The organism is Pyruvatibacter sp. HU-CL02332 (assembly GCF_040362765.1).
In the GTDB taxonomy this organism is placed as follows: Bacteria; Pseudomonadota; Alphaproteobacteria; order CGMCC-115125; family CGMCC-115125; genus Pyruvatibacter.
The window spans coordinates 244,273-264,876 of record NZ_BAABWK010000001.1 but is presented as its reverse complement, the minus strand read 5'-3'; the positions used below and the strand labels follow the sequence as shown (position 1 = coordinate 264,876).

Below are 20,604 nucleotides of genomic sequence, written 5' to 3'. Positions count from 1 at the left end.
CATGGCGGAGCATGAAAACATCATTCAGGTCCGCAATCTGCGCAATCAGTTCGGCAGCCAGGTCATTCATGACCAGCTCGCTTTGGATGTGCGCAGGGGCGAAGTACTGGGAGTTGTGGGCGGATCAGGTACGGGTAAATCCGTCCTGCTGCGGACGATTGTGGGTCTCAAACGACCTGATGCCGGCACGGTGCGGGTGTTTGGTCAGGATGTGGCATCGCTTGAGGGTGACGCACGTAAAGCGGTTGAGCAGCGCTGGGGCGTCGCGTTTCAGGATGGTGCCCTGTTTTCCGCGCTGACAGTGGCGCAGAACGTTCAGGTGCCCATGCGCGAGCATCTCGATTTGCCGCAGAAGCTGATGGATGAACTGGCGGCTGAGAAGATAGCCATGGTGGGGTTGCCCCCGTCTGCAGGGCCAAAGCACCCCAGTGAACTGTCAGGGGGCATGCGCAAGCGCGCGGCGCTGGCACGGGCGCTGGCGCTAGATCCGGAGATTGTGTTTCTGGATGAGCCGACGGCAGGCCTCGACCCCATTGGTGCCGCGGACTACGACGGGTTGATCCGCCAACTGAAGGATGCGCTGGGGCTGACGGTCTTCATGGTAACCCATGATCTGGACAGTCTTTACGCTATTTGTGACCGTGTGGCGGTGCTGGCGGAACGGCGTGTTATGGTGATCGGCCCCATAAGTGAGGTATCAACGCATTCAGATGCGTGGATACAGGAGTATTTTCAGGGGCCCAGGTCCCGGGCGGCAGCTGGTGCTGTGGCCAGAGCAACGTCTTAGCGGAAGTCAGAGGACGGATAAAACGTGGAAACACGGGCAAATTACATACTGATTGGCGCCTTCTCGGCGGCCACGGTTGTGGCTGCATTCCTGTTTCTGGTCTGGCTGACCGGGTTTGAAGGCGATGCGGAGCTACAGGCCTATGACGTGATCTTTGACGGGTCTGTCGCCGGTCTCTCCGAAGGCGGTGACGTTCGATACAACGGCATCAAGGTGGGCGAGGTGACCGAGATTGCCCTTGGTGCTGACCCGCGTCTTGTGAATGTCCGCATCAATGTGGATGGCCGAACGCCGGTCAAGGTGGACAGTCAGGCCCGCCTTGAGTTTCAGGGGATTACCGGTGTGGCTTTCATCGAGATCACCGGTGGCACCCCCACCAGCGCGCTGCTGGAAGCGGAAGGCGACAACGACTATCCCATCATCATTGCTGACCGGTCCGCTGTGCAGCAGCTTATTACTTCAGCGCCTTTGATCCTCACCGCAGCCAATGACCTGCTGGTGCGTGTTGACCGACTGCTGGGTGAAAATGAAGGCCAGCTGTCGGCAACCGTCCGCGATGTTGAGACCGTGACAGGGACGATCGCGTCCAATCACGAAGAGATCGACCAGATCGTCAAAAATCTGGCGCGGGCGTCTGAGCAGATCGCCGAGATCACTGAAAAGATGAATGGTGCCGTTGGCGAGATCGAGCAGGCGGCAGGCTCCTATGGGGCGCTCGCAGAAGATGCGCGCGTGCTTGTGGCAGAAACGCGTCCGGCCCTTGACCAGTTGTCCAACAGCAGCGTTCCCGAGGTGGACCGGCTGTTGCGCGATACGCGGCGGATGATCGGATCTGTTGACCGGCTGGTCGTTGAACTGGAACGCAACCCAACTGAATTTTTGCTCGGCAACGAGCCTGCGGAGTATGGCAATTGACGATGGCGCGACGAGTGAAGTCTTTGCTCAAGGTGGGGCTGACGGCAGGGACCTTGGCGGTTTTGACCGTCGGGTGTTCCACTATTCTGCCCGGCGGAGATACGGCGAGCACACTGTATGGACTAACAGCACCGTCTAATTACACATCAGCCATGTCCGCGTCGGGCTGGCAGCTGATGGTGGAAGAACCGGTTGCCGAGCGTGCCCTGGATACGGACCGGATCGCGGTCTATTCAGGTCCGCATGCGCTGCAATACTTCACTGGTGCACGCTGGACGGATCGTGCGCCACGCATGATGCAGGACCTGATTGTCGAAAGCTTTGAGCACGCCGGATTGCAAATGTCTGCGTCGCGGCAATCTGTGGCGGTCCGGCCCAATGTGGCGCTTGTGAGCGATCTACGCGATTTTGAAGCGCGGGTGACGCCTGCTGGCGACGGCGCAGCGACAGCCATGGTCGTGGTGCGTCTCAGTGCGAAAGTCATTTGGCTTGATGGGCGCAAAGTCCTGGACGGACGCACATTCGAGGCCCGTCAGGCCGCTGGGTCAGACACGGTTGCCGATGTGGTGGCCGCTATGAATGTGGCAGCGCAAAGCGTCGTACGTGACGTTGTTGTGTGGGCTACTGAAACAAGCAATCAGGCTATGCCGGCAAGCTAGGCCAGCTTTTCACGATCTATCCGACGTGACCTGTCGCTTCTGCGAGCAGGGCATAGACCTTGCCGATGTCTGACGACATATATGTCTCGGCCAGCAAACCGTCCGGGTTCTTGTCGGCGGCGTCCGCAAGAAGGGTCTCAAACTGCGCCATGTACCGGTCCGCATCTCCGCGAAACTCTGCATTGTTCTGATAGCGCTCTGCGATGAGTGAATGCGGTTCCTTGCCCTTGAGGCTTGCAAGCCGCTTGGTGAAGACATTGCGCTCGCCGTCGCGATAGCGCTTCCACAGTTCGACCTGTGGTTCCTCCTCCAATGCCCGATCAATGTCGATGGACAGGGATTGAAGCGTTTCGATGATGTGGTGGGCTGCACGGGGCACATTGGTTGCCCGGTCTTCGCGGGCGCGCGCTGCGGACAGAACATCACCGAGGCGCCACTTGGCATCTGAATTGGGGGTGGGTGTCTCTGTCTTGGTCGGCGTAGCTGGGGATGCGTCGCTGGACGCGGCAGGCGCAAAGGCTGTCGGCGATGGCTGAGCCAACGGGTCTGCCGGTGGCCATGAGCCGGAAACAGGTCCCGGGCCCATGCGCTCAAGGGCATTGGCGACAGATTCAGCAACAGCGGCAATGGCGCCAATCTGTTCGCCCATCACAGCGCGCAGACGTTCTGCCTGAGCGCTGGCTTCGTCTGGAAGCTGCTCGAGACGATGGCCAAGTTCGTCACTGGCGCTGGTCATGTCCTTGGCGGCGTTCTGGGCGCTGGAACCGATATTGCTGAGCAGGGCCTGCAGACGTTCGCCGCTGGCATCCACGTTCTTGGTTGAGAAGTCGATGGCCTGTGACAGGTGTCCGGTGGCATCAGCGACGCGGGCCTGCATATCGACGGCACGACTTTCCATCAGGCCGGTTGTCTGTTCGATCTGGCTGGCGGCATCCCGTGCGGCGGCGGTCAGTTTCTCAGCTTCACGGGTGACCCGCGGGCCGAGCCCCATGGCTTTGGCGTCAGCGGTATCGAGGGCTTCATTGATTGTGTCGGAGTGACTGGCAATTGCTGTTTCAATCTGGGTGGCGCGTTCGCGCAGGTCGGCTGCCAGCGCGTCCAGGGTCTCGCGCTGCTCGGCGAAGGAGCGGACAGCACGCTCATTGTCATCCGCCAGGGTGCGGGCGGACTGGTTCAGGGCCTCGCTTTGATCTGCAAAGCTGATGGCCAATTCGCCGGCGCGCACAACCGCGTGTTCGGCGGTGGCGTCGAGACGATCTGCCTGGGATTCAACATTTTCGCGCACAGCCTTGGCGGAGCGGGCGACAGCTTCAAGGGTCTTGGAGAGGTAGTCACCGGCACGGCCCATGCCAGCCTGTGCTTCGGTCATTTGTTCGGCGGCGCGGCCGGTGACACCTGATACAAGCTCCACCTGGGAGCGGGTGGCTTCCACAACGCTGGCGGATTCCTGCTCCAGTGCCTTGCCGGTTTCAATCAGGGCCTTGCGTTCGGTGCCGATCAGGTCACGCAGTGTGCGCGCGCGCATTTCAGCGCGGGCACTGGCCGCCTCAAGGCCGTTGAGTTCGCCATTGATGGTCTTGCGCAGCTCCATCGCGCGGACTTCAGCCTGCTTGAGCGTGCGTTCCATGCGGCGCATCTCCGTGGACACGGCATGGCCGACGCTGGCGGTGGCTGCGGCAGAGGTTTCAACAGGTGAAAGAAGGGCACGGGAGGCTTCCGCCATGTGTTCCGCACTGGACCGCATCTGGGCGCCCCACCACATGATGCTGGCAAATCCCCAGATGATGGCGAGGGGGGCGAAGAGGGCGGCAGCAAGCAGTGCCACGTCTACGGGCGGCAGTATCAACAGGCCGCCGGGGCCGTAATAGCCAACCGCGTAAGCGAACATGATGCCGGTCCAAAACGCACTCGCAATGGCGCCCAGATAAAGCGGCATGGGGGACGGCTTGCGCGGGCCACGCATCCGCACCGGCGCCTTGCGCTGGCGTGTTGCGGGCTCTGGAACGATTCGCCGTTCAAACAGCTCTTCATCTGTGTCGTCAGGCTGGTTCTCGGTCTGCCCGGTCGGTTTTGCTGCGGGCTTTGGCGATGCCGGAGGTGCTGCAGGCTCGTTCACCTGCTGTTTTGGCGGCGTGGCCGACTTTTTTGGGTCTCCAAAATCACTGACGGTTGGCCGCAATCCTGCTGTCTGTGGATCGCGGTTTTGAGATGTGGCGTCTGATTTTTCGCCATCCTGCGGGCCGTTGAGCGGTCTTGCGAGGAGGGGACGTTTAAGGGGGCGGTCCGGCAAAGGTCCGTTCCTTCGATTTTGGGGGTTTTAGGGTGCAGGCACGGTAACCATTTGTTTACTCTAGCGTGGCTGCACGGACGCTGCCAACCAGAGAAGCAGGGCCGTGGGGATCGGTTTTATGCCGAAAACTGCTGGGGAGAGCTGACGGTCGCGCCATGCTGGCCGTCTTAGGAACGCCACACACACTGTGGCGAGATGGGGCACAACATGATTGCAGATCCAACATTGAACCTGGTGGCTGCCTGCGCGGTCTTTCTGGGTATCCACATTTTCATCTCCGGCACCCGGCTGCGGGACGTCCTGACCAGCCGGATCGGGGAGGGGCCCTATATGGGGCTGTTCGCGGTGATGTCGCTGGCAGCGATTGTCTGGATGGCCATGGCCTTCAACCGGGCCAGCGCCGACACCTTTACGTTGCTTTGGATCCCTGAACCCTGGTGGCACCATGCGGCAATGACAGCGATTTTGCTGGCGGCCATTCTGGTAGTGCTCGGCAATGTCACCAAGAGCCCGACGGCGGCGGGCAGTGGTGATCTTGTGGATGATCCCGATGCGGCCAAGGGTATTTTGCGGATTACGCGGCATCCGTTTCTGTGGGGCGTTCAGCTTTGGGCGCTGGCGCATATCGCCATGAACGGTGATCTGTCATCGCTCATTTTCTTCGGGACGTTCGCCGTCCTGGCCCTCATTGGCCCGCCGACGATTGATGCCAAACGGGCACGGGCGCTGGGCGAGCGGTGGGACGGCTATGCGGCCCGCACGTCCAATGTGCCGTTTGGCGCGATCCTGACCGGACGCAACTCATTGAAGCTTGGCGAGATCGGCATTGTGTGGCCGCTTGTGGGTGTCGCGCTCTATTTTGCGCTAGTCTACGGGCATGAGTGGCTGTTCAGCGTCAGCGCGTTACCGGTTCGTTAGGCATAAGCGCATGCTCTCCGGTTTTGCGGTGAGCAGACGGGCGGTGGCTGCGGCGGTTTAACATTTCCTACGTTCTTTGTTCGTAGGCTTTCCGAGCTGTTTTTATTCGGAAGGAAACCGTATGCAGCCCGCGACTGCGCATATCTCTGAGAGCCGTACGGCTGGTCCTGAAGGGACTGCTGCTACGGATAGCCGGCCCATCGACCTGGTGCATCTGTCAAAGTTCACCATGGGGCGCCGCGACCTTGAGGCTGAAATTCTCGGCCTTTTCCGACAGCAACTTGCTGTCAGCCTGGACAAGCTTGCCGCTGCCGCCGACATGGCCGGTGACGACAAAGCCTGGAAGGAAGCTGCACATACGCTCAAGGGCTCTGCCCGCGGTGTTGGTGCGTGGGCCCTTGCAGACGCAACAGCTGATGCAGAGCTTCTGACATCCGGCCCTGACCGGGTTGCTGTCATTGCTGGCCTTGATGTGCTGGTGGGAGCTGCCACGAGCTTCATCGATGACCTGCTGGAAGACTGGCAGAGCTAGGCTCTTATCTTCACTTTCGATTGAACCCGCTATGGGGGCGCTTTGTAAAAGTGCCCTCAGCGCGTAGCCTCGCCTCCAAACACATGCCGACAGCGGCACGCATTTGGGAGGCGATGACACATGGCTGACGCAGCATCGAGCGTACAGGGGCTCAAGCGGGAAGACCTGCCGGACCTTGAAGGGGTTTTTCAACTCGTTGAAGGCGCCATGGGGTTTTTGCCCAACTCCATGCTGATCATGGCGCGCAAGCCAGGACTGGTGGAAGCCTTTGCCGGGCTTGGCGCGCTTATTCAGGGGCCATCGTCGCTGCCGGATGAGATCAAGCGCATGGTGGCTTTCATGGCCAGTCGCGCTGCCGGCTGCGTTTATTGTCAGACCCACACCCATCATCAGGCGGCCAATGCGGGCATCGGCGCGGAGAAGCTTGATGCCATCTGGGCCTATGAGACGTCTGACCTGTTTTCCGAGGGCGAACGTGCGGCTCTGCGGGTGGCGCAGGGAGCGGGGCAGGCGCCAAATGCTGTGACCGCCGACGACATGGCGGCGCTGAAACAGCATTTCACGGATGAGCAGATTGTGGATCTGGTGGCCGTCATCTCGATGTTCGGGTTCCTGAACCGGTGGAACGACACCTTTGCGACGCAGCTGGAGGCCGATCCGACCGCCCATGCCAAGGCGCATATGGCAGAGCATGGCTGGGACGCAGGTAAACACGCCGGCTAGGCTCAGTCGACGGAACTAAAGCCCTGCTTTTCCTCGTTTTTTCGACATTTTCGTGACGTGCCGGTGACCCCTTGGTAACGGCGGCGTTGAGCCTTCATTAACCATTCGAGCGCAGAATCTTACGCACAGGTAAATGACAGGCTGCCCGGTTTGCGTATTGGCGCATATCGGGGGCCTCGTCCTTGATGCGTGAGAGCCATGACACTTCAGGATGCGGGGCTGCCCCAGGCAGCGGCAAAGACGGCAATTCCCACTGGCAAGACCGGCGGACCGGCACGGATATGTGTTGTCGGTGGTGCGGGCTATGTGGGCTCGGTGCTGACACGGGTTTTGCTAGCGCGCGGCTACGGCGTGACAGTGCTCGACACCTTCCTCTACGACCATGGTTTCTCGGTTGAAGGCGTGTATGACGAGCCGGGCTATCGGCTGGTCAAGGGCGACTTGCGCGACAAGGATGTTGTGGCGCGCGCGCTGGAAGGCGTTGACCATGTGGTGCTGCTGGCATCGCTTGTGGGTGATCCGATTTCCAAGAAATATCCCGACCTCACACGGTCAGTGAACCTTGATGGCAGTCAGGCGTTGTATGACGCACTGGACTCGCACGGGATCGACCGGTTTGTGTTCACGTCCACCTGTTCCAATTACGGCCTGCGCGAGGATGACTCGCTGGCAGATGAAAGCTCCGAGCTGAACCCGCTGTCGCTTTATGCGGAAACCAAGGTCGGGTTTGAACGTTTTGTCTTGTCACGCCTGCATGAGCAGCAGGTGACACCGACACTGCTGCGCATTGCGACGGCGTTTGGTCTGAGCCCACGCATGCGTTTTGACCTGACGGTCAATGAGTTTGGCCGCGCCATGGCCATGAAGACGCCGCTGGATGTGTACGACAAGGACACGTGGCGGCCCTACGCCCATGTGCGCGATATCTCAGCTGCAATCCTCAAGGTGATTGAAGCGCCGGCCAAGAAGGTTGCTGGCGAAGTGTTCAATGTTGGATCGGACGCCAACAACTACACCAAGGCCATGCTGGTGGAGGAGTTTGCCCGCCATGTGGATGCGCCGGTGACTTTCGTCGAAAAGGGAATTGATGCGCGCAACTACCGCGTCTCCTTCTCGAAGATCCGCACGCAGCTTGGCTTTGAGGCGCAGCACTCGGTTGCCGCGTTCGTGCCGCAGCTGATCAGCGCGGTGAATGACGGTCTGTTTGGCCGTGTTGAAGAAATCAACGGGTATTACGGCAACTATCAGGTGCGCAATGGCGTGCCTGAAGGCATGTCCGTATAGGGAGTATTGGGCATGAGCGCTGCCGTGATTGAAGATCGTGCCGATAACGCATCGGTTTCGCTGCATGTGCCGCACGATGCTGACCTGCCGACGCGCGTTGTGTCTGCCGTGCGATCCGTCCTTGGTGACGGGGGCGGGCCTTTTCCGCTGCATGAGCCTGAGATCGGCGCGCTTGAAGCACAATACGTAAATGACTGTGTCACGTCCGGCTGGGTGTCGACGGTTGGTCCGTTTGTGGATCGGCTGGAGGCGGCTCTTGGCGAGACGTGCGGTGTCTCCCATGTCTTTGCGACGTCCTCTGGAACTGCTGCCTTGCATCTGGCGCTGGCAGCGCTTGGGGTGGGTGAGGGTGATGAAGTCATTGTGCCGTCGCTCTCCTTTGTGGCGACGGCCAATGCTGTGTCCTACACAGGTGCTGTTCCGCATTTTGCAGATGCTGATGAGTGGACGCTGGGGCTTGACCCGCGGGCGCTCAAAAAACACATGGCCGAGGCCTGCGTCATGGTGGGCGGCGAGTGCCGTGCCAAGGCGTCCGGCCGTCGAATTGCGGCAATCATCGTCATGCATGCCTTTGGTCATCCAGCTGAAATGGATGCGCTTCAGGCAGTCGCCGACGAATGGGATGTGCCGCTGATCGAAGATGCCGCCGAGGCACTTGGGTCATCTTACGAAGGCAAGCCTGCGGGCTCGCTATCTCGCATTGCGGCACTGTCGTTCAATGGCAACAAGATTGCGACCGCAGGCGGCGGTGGTGCGGTGCTGACCAATGATGCAGCGCTTGCGGAGCGGGTGAGATATCTTGGCTCGACGGCCAAGCAGCCGCACAAATGGGAATATGTCCACGACGAGACGGGCTTCAACTATCGGATGCCCAGTCTCAATGCGGCGCTGCTTCTGGCGCAGGTTGAGCGGCTGCCTGATTTCATCAAACGCAAACGGCGACTGGCGGCGCGCTATGCTGCCACCTTCTGTTCTGTGCAGGGCGCTGATTTCATGGGGCAGCCTCCTGGCGCACGCTCCAACTATTGGCTCAACACCATTCGACTTGCTGTTGCCTCGCAGGCGGACCGCGATGCGGTTCTGTCAGCCCTGATCGATGACGGCATTCTGGCGCGGCCCGTGTGGGAGCCGCTGCATCGTTTGCCCATGTACGAGCATTGTCCGAAGGCTGATCTGTCGATGACAGAACGCCTGGCCGGACAACTCATCAATCTGCCCTCCAGCGCCAAACTGCAGGACCTCATGCATGATTGAGGTCTCGCGTCATATTGCGCTGGTGACAACCACCCGGGCCGACTGGGGCATCTTGCAGCCGCTGGCAACAGCGTTGCGCGATGATGCGGATGTTCGTCTGTCGGTCATCGCAGGTGGCGCCCATCTGTCCGAGCAGCACGGCATGACCGTGGCTGAAATCGAGGCGGCAGGTTTCGAGATTGCTGCCCGTGTGACCATGCCGCTTGAAGACGATAGCGCACGCGGCGCAGGCCATGCGCTGGGCGCGGCCTGTGGCGGATTTGCGGATGCCTTTGCTGACCTGAAGCCTGATCTGGCGATTGTGCTTGGAGACCGGTTTGAAATTCTCGGTGCCGCGTCTGCGGCCTTGATGGCACGTGTGCCGCTTGCACATGTGCATGGCGGCGAAGCGAGCGAAGGGCAGATCGACGAACAAGTGCGCCATGCGGTGACCAAGATGGCGCATCTGCATTTCCCTGCGGCGCAGGCCTATGCGGACCGCATCATGTCCATGGGGGAGGACCCGGCGCGGGTGTTCTGCGTCGGATCACTGGCCGTTGAAACCATTCGGACGCAGCCGGTCATGGATTGGGCACCTATTGCATCAGACCTGGGGCTTGATCCGGACATCAGCGTATTGGCGGTGACCTATCACCCCGTCACTCTGGCGGATGATCACGGGGTTGGGCCGGTGCTGGCGCTGGGAGAGGCGCTGTCCTTGTTTGACGACATGCAGGTCGTCATCACTGGGGTGAACGCGGACCCGGGCAGCAGCGCTGTGGCTGACGGCATGCAGCGTATTGCCGACGCGCACCCGGCAGCGGTGGTTGTGCCGTCGCTCGGACATGCACGATATCTGTCGCTGGTCAAAGCGGCGCGGGCCGTGGTTGGAAACTCGTCCAGCGGCATCATTGAAGCGCCTGCGCTTGGCACACCGACGGTCAATATCGGTCCGCGTCAGGACGGGCGGCTTCGGGCACCCAGCGTGATTGATTGCGCGGAAACACCTAACGCCATTGCCGGTGCGTTGACGCAGGCGTTGTCGCCTGCTTCGCAGGCCATTGCGGCACGGTGTGACACGCCCTATGGGGCGGACGACACGTGCCGGGAGATGGTGACAGCTCTCAAGACGGTTCCGCTTGATGGTCTCTTGATCAAGCACATGCATTTTTCTGGCGCCGAGCGCAGCGTGGATGACATGCGCGCGGGCACCACAGCGCTGGAGGTGGTGCGGTGAGCCAGCATGTCACTGTCATTGCTGAAGCGGGCGTGAACCACAACGGGTCGCTGGAAACAGCGCTGGCGCTTGTGGATGCGGCGGCTGTGGCCGGTGCAGACATCGTCAAATTTCAGACATTCAAGGCGGATGCCCTGGCAGCAGCTACTGCGCCCAAGGCTGTCTATCAGGCGCGCGAGACCGGCAGCGAGCAATCGCAGCTTGATATGTTGCGTGCGCTGGAACTGCCCGCAGACCATCACCACGAACTGGCCCGTGCCTGCGAGACAACGGGCATCGAATTTCTGTCGACCGCGTTTGACACCGAGAGCCTGAAATTTCTTGTGGGCGAGATGGGCATCAAACGGATCAAGATACCCTCCGGCGAACTGACCAATGCACCTTTGGTTCTTGAGGCGGCGCGCAGCGGCCTGCCCATGATCCTGTCTACCGGCATGGCGACGCTGGGTGACGTGGAAGCAGCGCTTGGGGTTGTGGCTTTTGGCATGACCGGCGGAAACGAAGCGCCGTGTGCGGCAGCGTTTGAAGCAGCCTATGCCAGCCAGCAGGGGCGCGATGCCTTGCGGGACCGGGTGACCGTCCTTCATTGCACCACCGATTATCCAACGCCGCCTGAAGCGGTGAACATGAATGCCATGGCGACCATGGGGCGGGCGTTTGGTGTGCAGACGGGCTATTCCGACCACACCGCAGGACTGGCTATTCCGGTTCTTGCAGTCGGGCAGGGCGCCACGCTGATTGAAAAGCACTTCACCCTTGATCGCGGGATGCCGGGGCCGGACCACAAGGCGTCCCTTGAGCCTGACGATCTGGCGTCGATGATTGCCATGATCCGCGAAGCGCAGGTGGCGCTGGGTTCAAGCGTCAAAGCGCCGGGCGAGGCGGAACGCAAGAACATCATCGTCGCGCGCAAGTCGCTGGTGGCAGCGCAGCCGATCGCAGCAGGTGATGTTTTCACGGAAGACAATCTCACAGTGAAACGACCGGGCAAAGGGCGTGCGCCGATGGATTTCTGGTCGCTGCTGGGAACACCGGCAGGTCGTGCCTATGACATTGACGAGGCCGTTGAATGAGTGCCTCTGCCACATCACAGACGGCCACTGACGCTGTGCCACGCGATACCATTCTGATTGGTGGCGGTGGACATGCACATGTGGTGGCGGATGTACTGTCGGCGCTTGGCCGTCCGGTCCGCGGATTTGTTGCGCCGAGCTGCAAGACAGTTCTTGAAGGCGTCGACTGGCTGGGCAGCGATGCGGTGCTTGATGACATCACGCCGGGGTCTGCTGATCTGGCGCTGGGCGTTGGCTCAACGGGCGACGCGTCCTTGCGGCGCAGCCTCTATCGAAAATTCAAGGAGCACGGTCACGGGCTGCCCATTCTTGTCCACCCAACAGCCAGCCTTGCATCCAGTGTTCGGCTGGGCGATGCGGCGCAGGTGCTGCTGGGTGCTGCAATTCAGGCTGGCGCGGTGATTGGCGTCAACACGATCATCAACACAGGCGCGATTGTGGATCATGACTGCCGCATTGGTGACCATGCCCATGTGGCACCAGGGGCCGTGTTGTGTGGCGACGTGACGATTGGTGACGGCGCACATGTGGGCGCGGGCGCGCGGATCATTCAGGGACTGACCATTGGCGCAGGTGCGTTGGTGGCCGCAGGGGCCGTTGTGATCGCTGATGTGCCGGCCAATGGCCGTGTGGCCGGCGTTCCGGCAAAAGACATGAAACGGGAGACATCGGCATGACGCGCGCGAACTGGCGGGATGTCTGTCTTGATCCCGATACACCGCTTGAGGACGTCATTCGACGGATCACCGAGACGGCCAAGCAGATTGCGCTGGTCGCCGGTGATGACCACAAGCTGCTGGGCACCATTACGGATGGTGACATTCGTCGCGGTATCTTGCGTGGTCTGTCACTGGATACGCCCGCGCGAGAGATCATGAAGGAAAACCCCATCGTGGCCGGGCCGGACCTCGCCCGCGATGTGTTGCTGGGATACATGCGTGACGGTCGGGTCAAGCAGTTGCCGATTGTTGATGCGCAGGGTTTTCTGGTGGGGCTTGAGCTACTGGATGACATGCTGTCTGCGCCTGACGCGGATAACTGGATCGTCATCATGGCGGGCGGGCTTGGTACACGGCTTCGTCCGATTACAGAAGATATTCCAAAGCCGCTGGTGCCTGTTGGCGGTCGTCCTGTTCTGGAAACCATCATTGAGCAGTTGGCCGGGCAGGGGTTCACCCGCATTTTTCTGGCGGTTAATTATCTGGCTGAGCAGGTGCGGGATCACTTTGGTGATGGCTCTCGCTGGGACGTGCAGATTGACTATCTGGAAGAAGAAACACGTCTGGGCACGGCCGGCGCGCTGACCTTGCTGCCACACAGGCCGCCGGCGCCCTTCCTCGTGATGAATGCGGACCTTGTGACCGACATCGATTTCCGGCGCCTGCTGAATTTCCACGGCGACCAGACGGCGGATGCCACCATGTGTGTGCGCGAGTACAAGTTTCAGGTGCCTTACGGCGTTGTGGAAACGCAGGGCAACCGCATTACGCAGCTCACCGAAAAGCCGCAGCACAGCTACTTTGTGAATTCCGGTATCTATGCGTTGGAGCCGGACGTGCTGGACCTGGTGCCGGACGGGCACTTCTATGACATGACCACGCTGTTTGATGACTTGCTGGCGCGTGAGGGACACGGGGTCGTTTTCCCGGTGCACGAATACTGGATCGACATCGGCCAGTTTGATGATCTCGAGCGCGCGCGGACGGATTTTTCCAACGTGTTCACTCCCAAAGGCAAGCGAGCCTGATGGCGCGGCTGGCGACCATATTGGCGCGGGGCGGCTCCAAAGGCGTGCCTGGCAAGAACATCCGGATGATCGCCGGGCGTCCGCTGATTGCCCATACGGTTGCGCACGCGCTGGAAGCGAACCTGTTTGATGCGGTTGTTGTCTCCAGCGATGCCGACGACATTCTGGAGGCGGGCAAGGCTGCGGGGGCGACCCATCTTGTACGGCGTCCGGACGACATGGCCAGTGACGAAGCTGGCAAGTTGCCGGGACTGCGCCACTGTGTTGCTGAGATTGAAGCGCGGCTGGGTCTGACGTTTGACACGATCACCGACCTGCAGCCGACCTCACCGACCCGGGTTGCTGATGATATTGCAGGTGCTATTGCCCTGCAGGCCCGGCTTGGGGTGTCCAATGTCATTTCAGGGACGGAAGCCAAGTCGTCTCCCTATTTCAATCTCGTTGAAGAGCAGAGCGATGGCGCCGTGGCGCTGTCCAAGCCACCGACGGATGACGTTGTGCGCCGTCAGGACGCGCCGCGCTGCTTTGATCTCAATGGATCCATCTATGTCTGGCGGCGCGATGCGCTGATGGACGGAGACGGTTTGTGGTTCGCGGATACGCATCTGTTTGAAATGCCTGCAGAGCGCTCCGTCGATATTGATACGGAAACAGATTTTGCATTTGCCGATTTTTTGATGTCGCAGCGAGGGCTGGTGCGCGCGGCAGAGTAGAGGCCGAGTAGGGGGCTTGTTGATATGCAGCTGATCGACCAGGGCGTGTTTAGCCGGAAGGCTCAGGCGACAGATGTTTGTCGTGTGGAACTGGACGGACGCGGTGAGGGCACACACCAGACGGATGACATCATTTTTCATCTGAACGCGTCTGGCGATGTACTTTGGGCCATTGACCGGGTGTGTGACCATGCGTCGGGCAAACTGGTTCTGGACAAGTCCGGTGCGTCCGCCACTTGTCCGCTGCATGGCTGGAAGCTCAATCTTGAGACGCGCAGTTACGTCAACGCGCAGACCTCGAAGCACGCTCTTGAATTTGAAGTGAAGAACGGGGCGCTTGAATATGAGCGCACGCGCTATGTGCTTGAGGCACCTGCGCGGACGGTTTCGACAGACCCTGCGCCGATGACGGTCCGGTTTCTGGCGCATGCGTGTATTGCCATTGATGTGGCAGGCCTGCGCATTGTCACTGACCCCTGGCTGATGGGGCCGTGTTTTGTCACCGGCTGGTGGCATGCGGTCACACCGCCAGAGGATGCCCTTGAGATCCTGAACTCTGCGGATCTGGTTTACATCTCGCACAACCATCCTGACCATCTGCACCGCGAGACGCTGGAAAAGCTGCGCCGGGACATGCCGATCATCGCCCCGGATTTTGATTCCGGTTCGACGGTCGGACCATTGCGCGAGCTTGGTTTCGATACTGTGCACGCGGCGCAGTTCAACCATGTGTATGAGGCGGGAGACACGGGGGCACGTGTGTCCGTTCTGCAGGCCGGTGATTTTCGCGACGACAGCGGTATCTGGGTTGAAGGTGGCGGCCACTCCGCTTTGCTCAGTGTGGACAGCAACAAGCTGAACAATTTTGTGCTGCCTGAAAGCCCGGACATTCTGCTGACGGCTTTTGCCGGTGGCGCCAGCGGGTACCCGGTGACGTTTGATACTGTCAGCGACGATGAGAAGGTGCGGATCGCTGCCCGAAACCGGGTGGCTGTTCGCGACATGGCAGAACGCTATGTGGACGCGGCCGGACCAACTGCAGTGATGCCTTATGCCGGGTACTTCACCGAGGCAGCACCCGAGGACGCGCCGACCAAAGCGTTGAATGCCAAGAACACGAGTGCTGACATCTGCCGCTATCTCGAAGGACGGATGGAGGATGTGCTGTTCTTTGATCCGCTGGAAACGGACATTGTGGTGTTCGATGGGGACGAGGTGACAGCGTCATCCTATGAGGGGGGACGGCTCTATGATGTGACGCCGGCCTATTGTCAGGGCTACATCTCGGCCATGAGCCATGAAGGCGAGGCGTATGATGCCGCCGCGCTCAAGGCGTACTTTGAAGCTTCTGTGTTTCAGGATGATCTGATTGTCTATGTGGTGCCCACGGCGCGTAACTTCGGTGGCGTGGATGTCGCCGGCGCCATTGTGGATTTCACCGGCCACTCGCCCCAGGCCAGTATCATGGCAGCGGATGCGGTGGCGCATGCTTTCGAGATGGGGCGTGGAAAGGCGGGGCCGCGTCGGCTTCTCATCCGTGTTCGGAAGGATAGCCTGTGGCACGTGATCGCCAACGGTCTGCCATGGGAGGATCTGTCCATCGGCTTCCAGTGCCGTGTGGATCGGTCACCGGACGTCTACAACTCAGACTTCTGGTTCCATTTCACCAATGTGCATATTGGGGATGCGGTCAAAGCCGGTGCCTTGCCGCGACACCATCGCGCGGCGGGCGAGTAGGATTATTCGGCGGCGGACTTTTCAGCGTCGAACCTTACATACTCATGCGCAATTGAGCGCTCGATGAGGAGCCGCCAGACGGGCTCTGCGACTTCGCGGGCGAGGCCGACCTTGTCTGATTCTGCCAGGACCTTGGCGACCACATCCTCGATGCGGTCTTCATCGCGGACGCGGTTGCGGTCCTGCTTCACTTTTGCGGCTTCTTCGATGTAGCGCAGGCGTTCTGCCATCAGCAGCACCAGTTCGCGGTCCAGCCGGTCAATTTCGCGGCGGACGTCGGCCATTGTCTCGCATTTTTTGGCGGTTGGGCGGGCTGGAGTGCTGGTCATGTCTGTGTGCCGGTCATTAGGAAGACGCTAGGAAAACAGGCCTCAACAAAGGCTCAGGACTTATATGGCGTCTAGGTGCAAAGGTCTAAAGGGTTTCGCACGCGACACTTTGACTGTCCCGGGCGGGGCGCGAAATATCAGGGCAAAATCCCGGTCAGTGCTAAAAAAGAACTTAGGGTGTTGAATCCTGCTCGAGCTCCCTATATGACACTGCGTGCTTGGTAAATAAAATTATTCACTCTATTTTATTGTGAATAATGTCGCGAAACACGACGGATGCGGCGTCCGGGCACTTTGACCGCGCTGTACTCAATAGGCTATGTGCAGCGCCACATATATTGCGGGATATCGATATATATCGCGCTGCAATATTTTACGAAGGAAGACATGCCGATGTCCGAGGCAGCCGTAAAAGTGAATCCGAACGCGCCCACCGAAGAAGAAGTTCTTTCGGTCCAGCACTACACCGATCGGCTGTTCAAGTTCCGCATCACCCGCCCACCGGCATTCCGGTTCCGGTCCGGCGAGTTTGTGATGATCGGGCTGCCCGGACCCAAGGGCAAACCAATCCTGCGCGCTTACTCCATTGCCAGCCCGTCCTGGGACGACACGCTGGAGTTCTTCTCCATCAAGGTGCCCGACGGTCCGCTGACATCCATGCTGTGCGACATCAAGCCGGGCGACAAGGTTCTGCTTGGCAAGAAGCCTACAGGCACGCTGGTGCATGATGCGTTGCTGCCGGGCAAGCGGCTGTACATGTTCTCCACCGGTACGGGCGTTGCGCCTTTTGCATCTGTGATGCGCGACCCTGAAACCTATGAGCGGTTTGACCAGGTCATTCTTACGCATACCTGTCGCGAAGTCTCCGAGCTGGAATACGGCAAGGAACTGGAAGAGGGCCTCAAGGATGATCCGCTGGTCGGCGATGTAGCGCCTGCAAAGTTCGTGCGCTACGCCACGTGTACCCGCGAAGATTATCCGTTCACCGGACGCATCACAGATCTCATCACCAGCGGCAAGATTTTTGATGATCTGGGCGTGCCACCGCTTGATCCGGAGAATGACCGGGTGATGATCTGCGGTTCCATGGACATGATCAAGGACACCAAGGAACTGTGCGAAAAGGCCGGGCTTGAAGAAGGCTCAAACGCATCGCCTTCAACCTTTGTTGTTGAACGCGCGTTTGTTGGCTAAAGACAGCACTCCTGTTTCATCTAGTTGCTGAGGTTTTCTGCTGATGGCTGTCACCCTGCTGTGTGCTGGTGAATTGCCGGACGGAGAAGGCACCCGGCTGCGCCAGCGGCTGACGGTGCTGCGGGCCAAACATGCGGCCGACCGCACATTGTTGGCGCAAAGCGATGAGGCGGGCACGGATGTTCTCGCTCAAACGCCACTGGCACGCGATGTGGTGACGGCGGCCCACGCTGTGGCCGGCGCATCCGGTTCAACGCCGCTGCTTGCCCCGGCCCTTGATGCGGCCTTGATGGATAAAGCGCTTTCAGAAACGCTTGAAGTGGCCTCTCCGGATCGCTTTGGCATCGCCCATGACAAGGGCATTGCCTATGTGCTGACCCAAGGCGCGCTGTTTCCTGATATCCCGGACATGCCCGACGGCATGACGTTTGAGCTGTTGCGTAGTCTGGATGCCCCCATTGCCCTCAAGGGCGAGAGGGGCGGGGTTGCTGTCGTTACGGCGCCCAACTGGTCTGCCTCTGCAGAAGCGGTTGGCGTAGTGGCGCGGTCTTCCAGTCTGGCTCAGTTGTGTGCGAGCGCCATTGAAAAGACGGTGTCGCGGCCGGACGGTGAGTTGTCGCCGGAAGTGGTATGGGATGCCCTTGGCGACGGAGCCAGGGCGGCGTCCGCCTTGCGGTCTGCCGGGTATCTGAAATCAGCCGTGCTGACATTCCGCGGACGCGGGCGTGCGATCGGACCGATTGACGGTGACCGCCTACTGCGCTTTGGCGTTTCAAGCTGGCGCTAGCGTCTGTCTGATTTTCAGATTTTGTCCGCTTACCTCACGCGTCATTGAGACATGCTGTCTCCGCGTGGCTTTTCTTGCGCGACTTACTTCGATGACATCTGCGTTGCGAAAGTACGCAATTTGCGAATGATTGATTTTCATCGCAAGGTGTCCCCGAACACATTTTGACGTCAGCATTTGAGATCTTCCGGGAGCATGCCTCATGGGCCTTTATGAAAAACACATTCTGCCGCGCTTTTTGGACACCGCCTGTGGTGCCAAGCCTATTACCTATCAGCGCAAGAAGGTTGTGCCGCAGGCGGAAGGCCGGGTGCTGGAAATCGGCATGGGGACGGGACTGAACCTGCCGTATTACGACAAGTCCAAGGTGGACATGATCTTTGGTCTGGAACCGGCGGAAGAAATGCGCAAGCGCGCGGAACCCAAGGTTGCCCAGTATGGCATCCCTGTTGAATTTCTTGATCTGCCGGGCGAGGAAATTCCCCTTGATGACAACTCGGTCGATACGGTGCTGCTGACCTACACGCTGTGCACCATTCCTGACGGCATCAAGGCGCTCAAAGGCATGGCGCGGGTGCTGAAGCCTGGTGGCAAGATGATTTTCTGCGAGCACGGCAAGGCGCCGGACGCCAACGTTGCCAAATGGCAGAACCGCATCAACCCGATCTGGAAGAAGATCGCCGGCGGCTGCAACGTCAACCGGCCGATCCCTGAAATGCTGGCTGAAGGCGGCTTCAAGATTGAAGGCATGGAAACCATGTACCTGCCTTCAACGCCGAAGTTTGCAGGCTTCAACTATTGGGGGCAGGCAGTTCAGGGGTAGCTGGATTGCTATTGATCTGGTGTCAGGTGCCCGGTGTATCTGACGATCAGGCCTCCCCAGAGTGGGGCATTCAATACAACATCGAAACGGAAGGTGCCGTCTTCCGCATATTCGCGGCTCTCGCTCCCGGGCAATAATGGTCTGGGTATCGGGAGCCCCAAGAGCCAGCCTCGCCTGACGGGCAAGTGCATGGTGCTGTTCTGCACGGGCAGTTCCTGCTCATAGGTGAAGAGCCAGAAGCGTTCCCTGTAATGGTATGGCTTGTCGGCTTGTGAGCAGAACGACCTGAAAGTGCTACCGTTGAAGTTGCGCTCCCAGATTTCGCCTTTGTCCGTGCGTGTCTTGGTGATGGTGACCGGGACATCGCGTCCGGCTCTGGGAAAGCCAAAGAACCACGCTGCGAAGCGTGCGATCAGGGATGTGCCGCGGGTGATGTCTGCCTTTCCCGAAAAGCTCCCGACATCCTGCGCGCTGTGAAGGGCTTGCACTTCAGGGGGCAACAGGGACCACCGGTCGGCAAGCGCCCTTTGGAAAAGAGTTTGCGTCATCCAATGAGTCTTTTCCGCAGGGCTGGATCAGGCAGGGCGCACATGTCTGTTCGGCCAAAAAGCCGATAGCGGTTTCTGGCAATGCGTCGATAGAGCCAGTCCTGAATGGGCCGGGGAAGAAGTCGCAGAGGCTGTAATACCAGGCCAACACCCCCAAGCCTGCGCCCGGCGCGGACTATGCCTTCAAGAGAGGTGTAGGCGTTGCCGTCTTCTATGTAGAGCCAGCTTTCAGGATCACCGGGATCAAGGCCGTAGTGGGTGAGGAGGGCGTGACCAAGATTGGTTTGTGTACTGCAGATCCTGAATTCACACTTTGTGTCGAACCGTGCAATCACGCGGGCACCTGTGGAACACAGGGTGCATTCCCCGTCCATGACGGCAACAGGACCACTGTCGTCGAAGGTGGGAACATCACCATCGTTACGGTAGGAATAGGGCGGTGCGGACCCAAATGGTGTCATGCCCGTCGGTCCCTCTTTTGCATACGCGTCAGTGAGGTCGCTACGCCATGCTCGCACCACATATGGGGACTGTCACAGGGTATTTTGACGCAGCCCGAAGGCTAAGTTCGCGATGCCCGTCGGCCGGGTCAGTCCTGAAGGTTGAAGTATAAAATCGTGATGCCGAGGTAGAAGAGGGCGACCTGGGGGCCGTGCAGCATGTACGCGCCTGATGCGTTTATCTGGTCGCCCCAGACCTTTTCCATGCCGCCGGTGGACCAGCCGAGGGCTGTTGCGATCCAGAAGGGCAGCACAACAATTGACCCCAGAATTGCAATCATGATCCACTGGTCAAAGGTCATTGTGCCAAGCGTCAGAATGATGGTGCAGACTGCCAATGCCAGACCGAAAATGACTTCCCGGATGAAGTGGTTTTTGACGTAGTCAGCAATGGCATCGGTCCGCAATGCTGATGGCAGAAAGTTCGAGTACGCCAGAAATATCAATGAGATTGATAGAATAACCAGAATGCGACCTGTCAGAACCATGTGTTCACCCCGTGTTGGGCCGACACAGGTCCATAAGGACTGTCGGCCTTTGTGAATCTATGCCTCATAAATTGTCAGTGGCACAAG

At 59.7% G+C, this 20,604-nt stretch carries 22 protein-coding genes; 17 read left to right on the top strand and 5 right to left on the bottom strand.

All coding sequences use genetic code 11. From position 1 onward, the window contains the following. Position 1 precedes the first annotated feature (1 nt). From ABXH05_RS01345 to ABXH05_RS01335, 3 genes are read left to right on the top strand one after another with little or no spacing between them, the layout of a single operon-like run. A complete protein-coding gene (locus ABXH05_RS01345) occupies positions 2 to 787 on the top strand; it encodes an ABC transporter ATP-binding protein (protein ID WP_348138738.1) in 786 nt (261 codons plus the stop codon). 24 nt (positions 788 to 811) lie between these two features. Next, on the top strand, positions 812 to 1,702 hold the full coding sequence (locus ABXH05_RS01340) for an MlaD family protein (RefSeq protein WP_353559439.1): 891 nt from the start codon (positions 812 to 814) through the stop codon (positions 1,700 to 1,702). A gap of 2 nt (positions 1,703 to 1,704) precedes the next feature. Then, a complete protein-coding gene (locus ABXH05_RS01335; RefSeq protein ID WP_353559438.1) occupies positions 1,705 to 2,361 on the top strand; it encodes an ABC-type transport auxiliary lipoprotein family protein in 657 nt (218 codons plus the stop codon). Between the two features lie 16 nt (positions 2,362 to 2,377). Here ABXH05_RS01335 and ABXH05_RS01330 read toward each other — a convergent pair whose 3' ends face one another. After that, entirely contained in the window at positions 2,378 to 4,651 is a 2,274-nt protein-coding gene (locus ABXH05_RS01330) for a coiled-coil domain-containing protein (RefSeq protein WP_353559437.1), read from the bottom strand. A 207-nt stretch (positions 4,652 to 4,858) separates the two neighbouring features. On the opposite strand from ABXH05_RS01330, the gene ABXH05_RS01325 reads away from it, so the two are divergent. The 11 genes from ABXH05_RS01325 (at position 4,859) to ABXH05_RS01275 (ending at position 15,848) form a co-directional block, all read left to right on the top strand. Continuing rightward, on the top strand, positions 4,859 to 5,569 hold the full coding sequence (locus ABXH05_RS01325; RefSeq protein WP_353559436.1) for an NnrU family protein: 711 nt from the start codon (positions 4,859 to 4,861) through the stop codon (positions 5,567 to 5,569). Between the two features lie 121 nt (positions 5,570 to 5,690). Beyond that, positions 5,691 to 6,101 carry an Hpt domain-containing protein gene (locus ABXH05_RS01320; protein ID WP_348138748.1) on the top strand — a complete coding sequence of 137 codons (411 nt, stop codon included), beginning with the start codon at positions 5,691 to 5,693 and terminating at the stop codon, positions 6,099 to 6,101. 120 nt (positions 6,102 to 6,221) lie between these two features. Beyond that, complete coding sequence (locus tag ABXH05_RS01315; protein WP_348138750.1) at positions 6,222 to 6,824, top strand: carboxymuconolactone decarboxylase family protein; 603 nt, start codon at positions 6,222 to 6,224, stop codon at positions 6,822 to 6,824. 198 nt (positions 6,825 to 7,022) lie between these two features. Beyond that, on the top strand, positions 7,023 to 8,108 hold the full coding sequence (locus ABXH05_RS01310; protein WP_353559435.1) for an NAD-dependent epimerase/dehydratase family protein: 1,086 nt from the start codon (positions 7,023 to 7,025) through the stop codon (positions 8,106 to 8,108). 12 nt (positions 8,109 to 8,120) lie between these two features. Beyond that, a complete protein-coding gene (locus ABXH05_RS01305; RefSeq protein WP_353559434.1) occupies positions 8,121 to 9,362 on the top strand; it encodes a LegC family aminotransferase in 1,242 nt (413 codons plus the stop codon). Then, a complete protein-coding gene (gene neuC, locus ABXH05_RS01300) occupies positions 9,355 to 10,578 on the top strand; it encodes a UDP-N-acetylglucosamine 2-epimerase (protein WP_353559433.1) in 1,224 nt (407 codons plus the stop codon). The genes ABXH05_RS01305 and neuC overlap by 8 nt, the downstream gene beginning before the upstream one ends. Next, positions 10,575 to 11,651, top strand: a complete 1,077-nt coding sequence (neuB, locus tag ABXH05_RS01295; RefSeq protein WP_353559432.1) for an N-acetylneuraminate synthase — start codon at positions 10,575 to 10,577, stop codon at positions 11,649 to 11,651. The genes neuC and neuB overlap by 4 nt, the downstream gene beginning before the upstream one ends. Beyond that, the gene (locus tag ABXH05_RS01290; RefSeq protein WP_353559431.1) at positions 11,648 to 12,328 is read left to right on the top strand and encodes a NeuD/PglB/VioB family sugar acetyltransferase; all 681 of its coding nucleotides are present in this window, start codon (positions 11,648 to 11,650) and stop codon (positions 12,326 to 12,328) included. Before neuB ends, ABXH05_RS01290 begins: the two co-directional genes overlap by 4 nt. After that, a complete protein-coding gene (locus tag ABXH05_RS01285; protein WP_353559430.1) occupies positions 12,325 to 13,398 on the top strand; it encodes a nucleotidyltransferase family protein in 1,074 nt (357 codons plus the stop codon). Before ABXH05_RS01290 ends, ABXH05_RS01285 begins: the two co-directional genes overlap by 4 nt. Then, positions 13,398 to 14,111, top strand: coding sequence for an acylneuraminate cytidylyltransferase family protein (locus tag ABXH05_RS01280; protein ID WP_353559429.1), 714 nt, complete (start codon positions 13,398 to 13,400; stop codon positions 14,109 to 14,111). Before ABXH05_RS01285 ends, ABXH05_RS01280 begins: the two co-directional genes overlap by 1 nt. A 24-nt stretch (positions 14,112 to 14,135) precedes the next feature. Then, positions 14,136 to 15,848, top strand: a complete 1,713-nt coding sequence (locus tag ABXH05_RS01275) for an MBL fold metallo-hydrolase (RefSeq protein ID WP_353559428.1) — start codon at positions 14,136 to 14,138, stop codon at positions 15,846 to 15,848. Positions 15,849 to 15,850: 2 nt separating this feature from the next. Here ABXH05_RS01275 and ABXH05_RS01270 read toward each other — a convergent pair whose 3' ends face one another. Then, on the bottom strand, positions 15,851 to 16,177 hold the full coding sequence (locus tag ABXH05_RS01270; RefSeq protein ID WP_353559427.1) for a chorismate mutase: 327 nt from the start codon (positions 16,175 to 16,177) through the stop codon (positions 15,851 to 15,853). A 387-nt stretch (positions 16,178 to 16,564) separates the two neighbouring features. Between ABXH05_RS01270 and ABXH05_RS01265 the strand changes: the two genes are divergently transcribed. The 3 genes from ABXH05_RS01265 to ABXH05_RS01255 all read left to right on the top strand — a co-directional run bounded on the left by ABXH05_RS01265 (position 16,565) and on the right by ABXH05_RS01255 (position 18,981). Next, the gene (locus tag ABXH05_RS01265; protein ID WP_353559426.1) at positions 16,565 to 17,371 is read left to right on the top strand and encodes a ferredoxin--NADP reductase; all 807 of its coding nucleotides are present in this window, start codon (positions 16,565 to 16,567) and stop codon (positions 17,369 to 17,371) included. A 43-nt stretch (positions 17,372 to 17,414) separates the two neighbouring features. Continuing rightward, a complete protein-coding gene (locus tag ABXH05_RS01260; RefSeq protein ID WP_353559425.1) occupies positions 17,415 to 18,158 on the top strand; it encodes a hypothetical protein in 744 nt (247 codons plus the stop codon). Positions 18,159 to 18,360: 202 nt separating this feature from the next. Next, positions 18,361 to 18,981, top strand: coding sequence for a class I SAM-dependent methyltransferase (locus tag ABXH05_RS01255; protein ID WP_353559424.1), 621 nt, complete (start codon positions 18,361 to 18,363; stop codon positions 18,979 to 18,981). A gap of 8 nt (positions 18,982 to 18,989) precedes the next feature. On the opposite strand, the gene ABXH05_RS01250 is transcribed toward ABXH05_RS01255, so the two are convergent. The 3 genes from ABXH05_RS01250 to ABXH05_RS01240 all read right to left on the bottom strand — a co-directional run bounded on the left by ABXH05_RS01250 (position 18,990) and on the right by ABXH05_RS01240 (position 20,517). Continuing rightward, positions 18,990 to 19,529, bottom strand: coding sequence for a DUF4166 domain-containing protein (locus tag ABXH05_RS01250; RefSeq protein ID WP_353559423.1), 540 nt, complete (start codon positions 19,527 to 19,529; stop codon positions 18,990 to 18,992). Continuing rightward, entirely contained in the window at positions 19,526 to 19,990 is a 465-nt protein-coding gene (locus ABXH05_RS01245) for a thiol-disulfide oxidoreductase DCC family protein (protein ID WP_353559422.1), read from the bottom strand. Before ABXH05_RS01245 ends, ABXH05_RS01250 begins: the two co-directional genes overlap by 4 nt. A 128-nt stretch (positions 19,991 to 20,118) precedes the next feature. Beyond that, complete coding sequence (locus ABXH05_RS01240; protein ID WP_353559421.1) at positions 20,119 to 20,517, bottom strand: hypothetical protein; 399 nt, start codon at positions 20,515 to 20,517, stop codon at positions 20,119 to 20,121. Positions 20,518 to 20,604 lie beyond the last annotated feature (87 nt).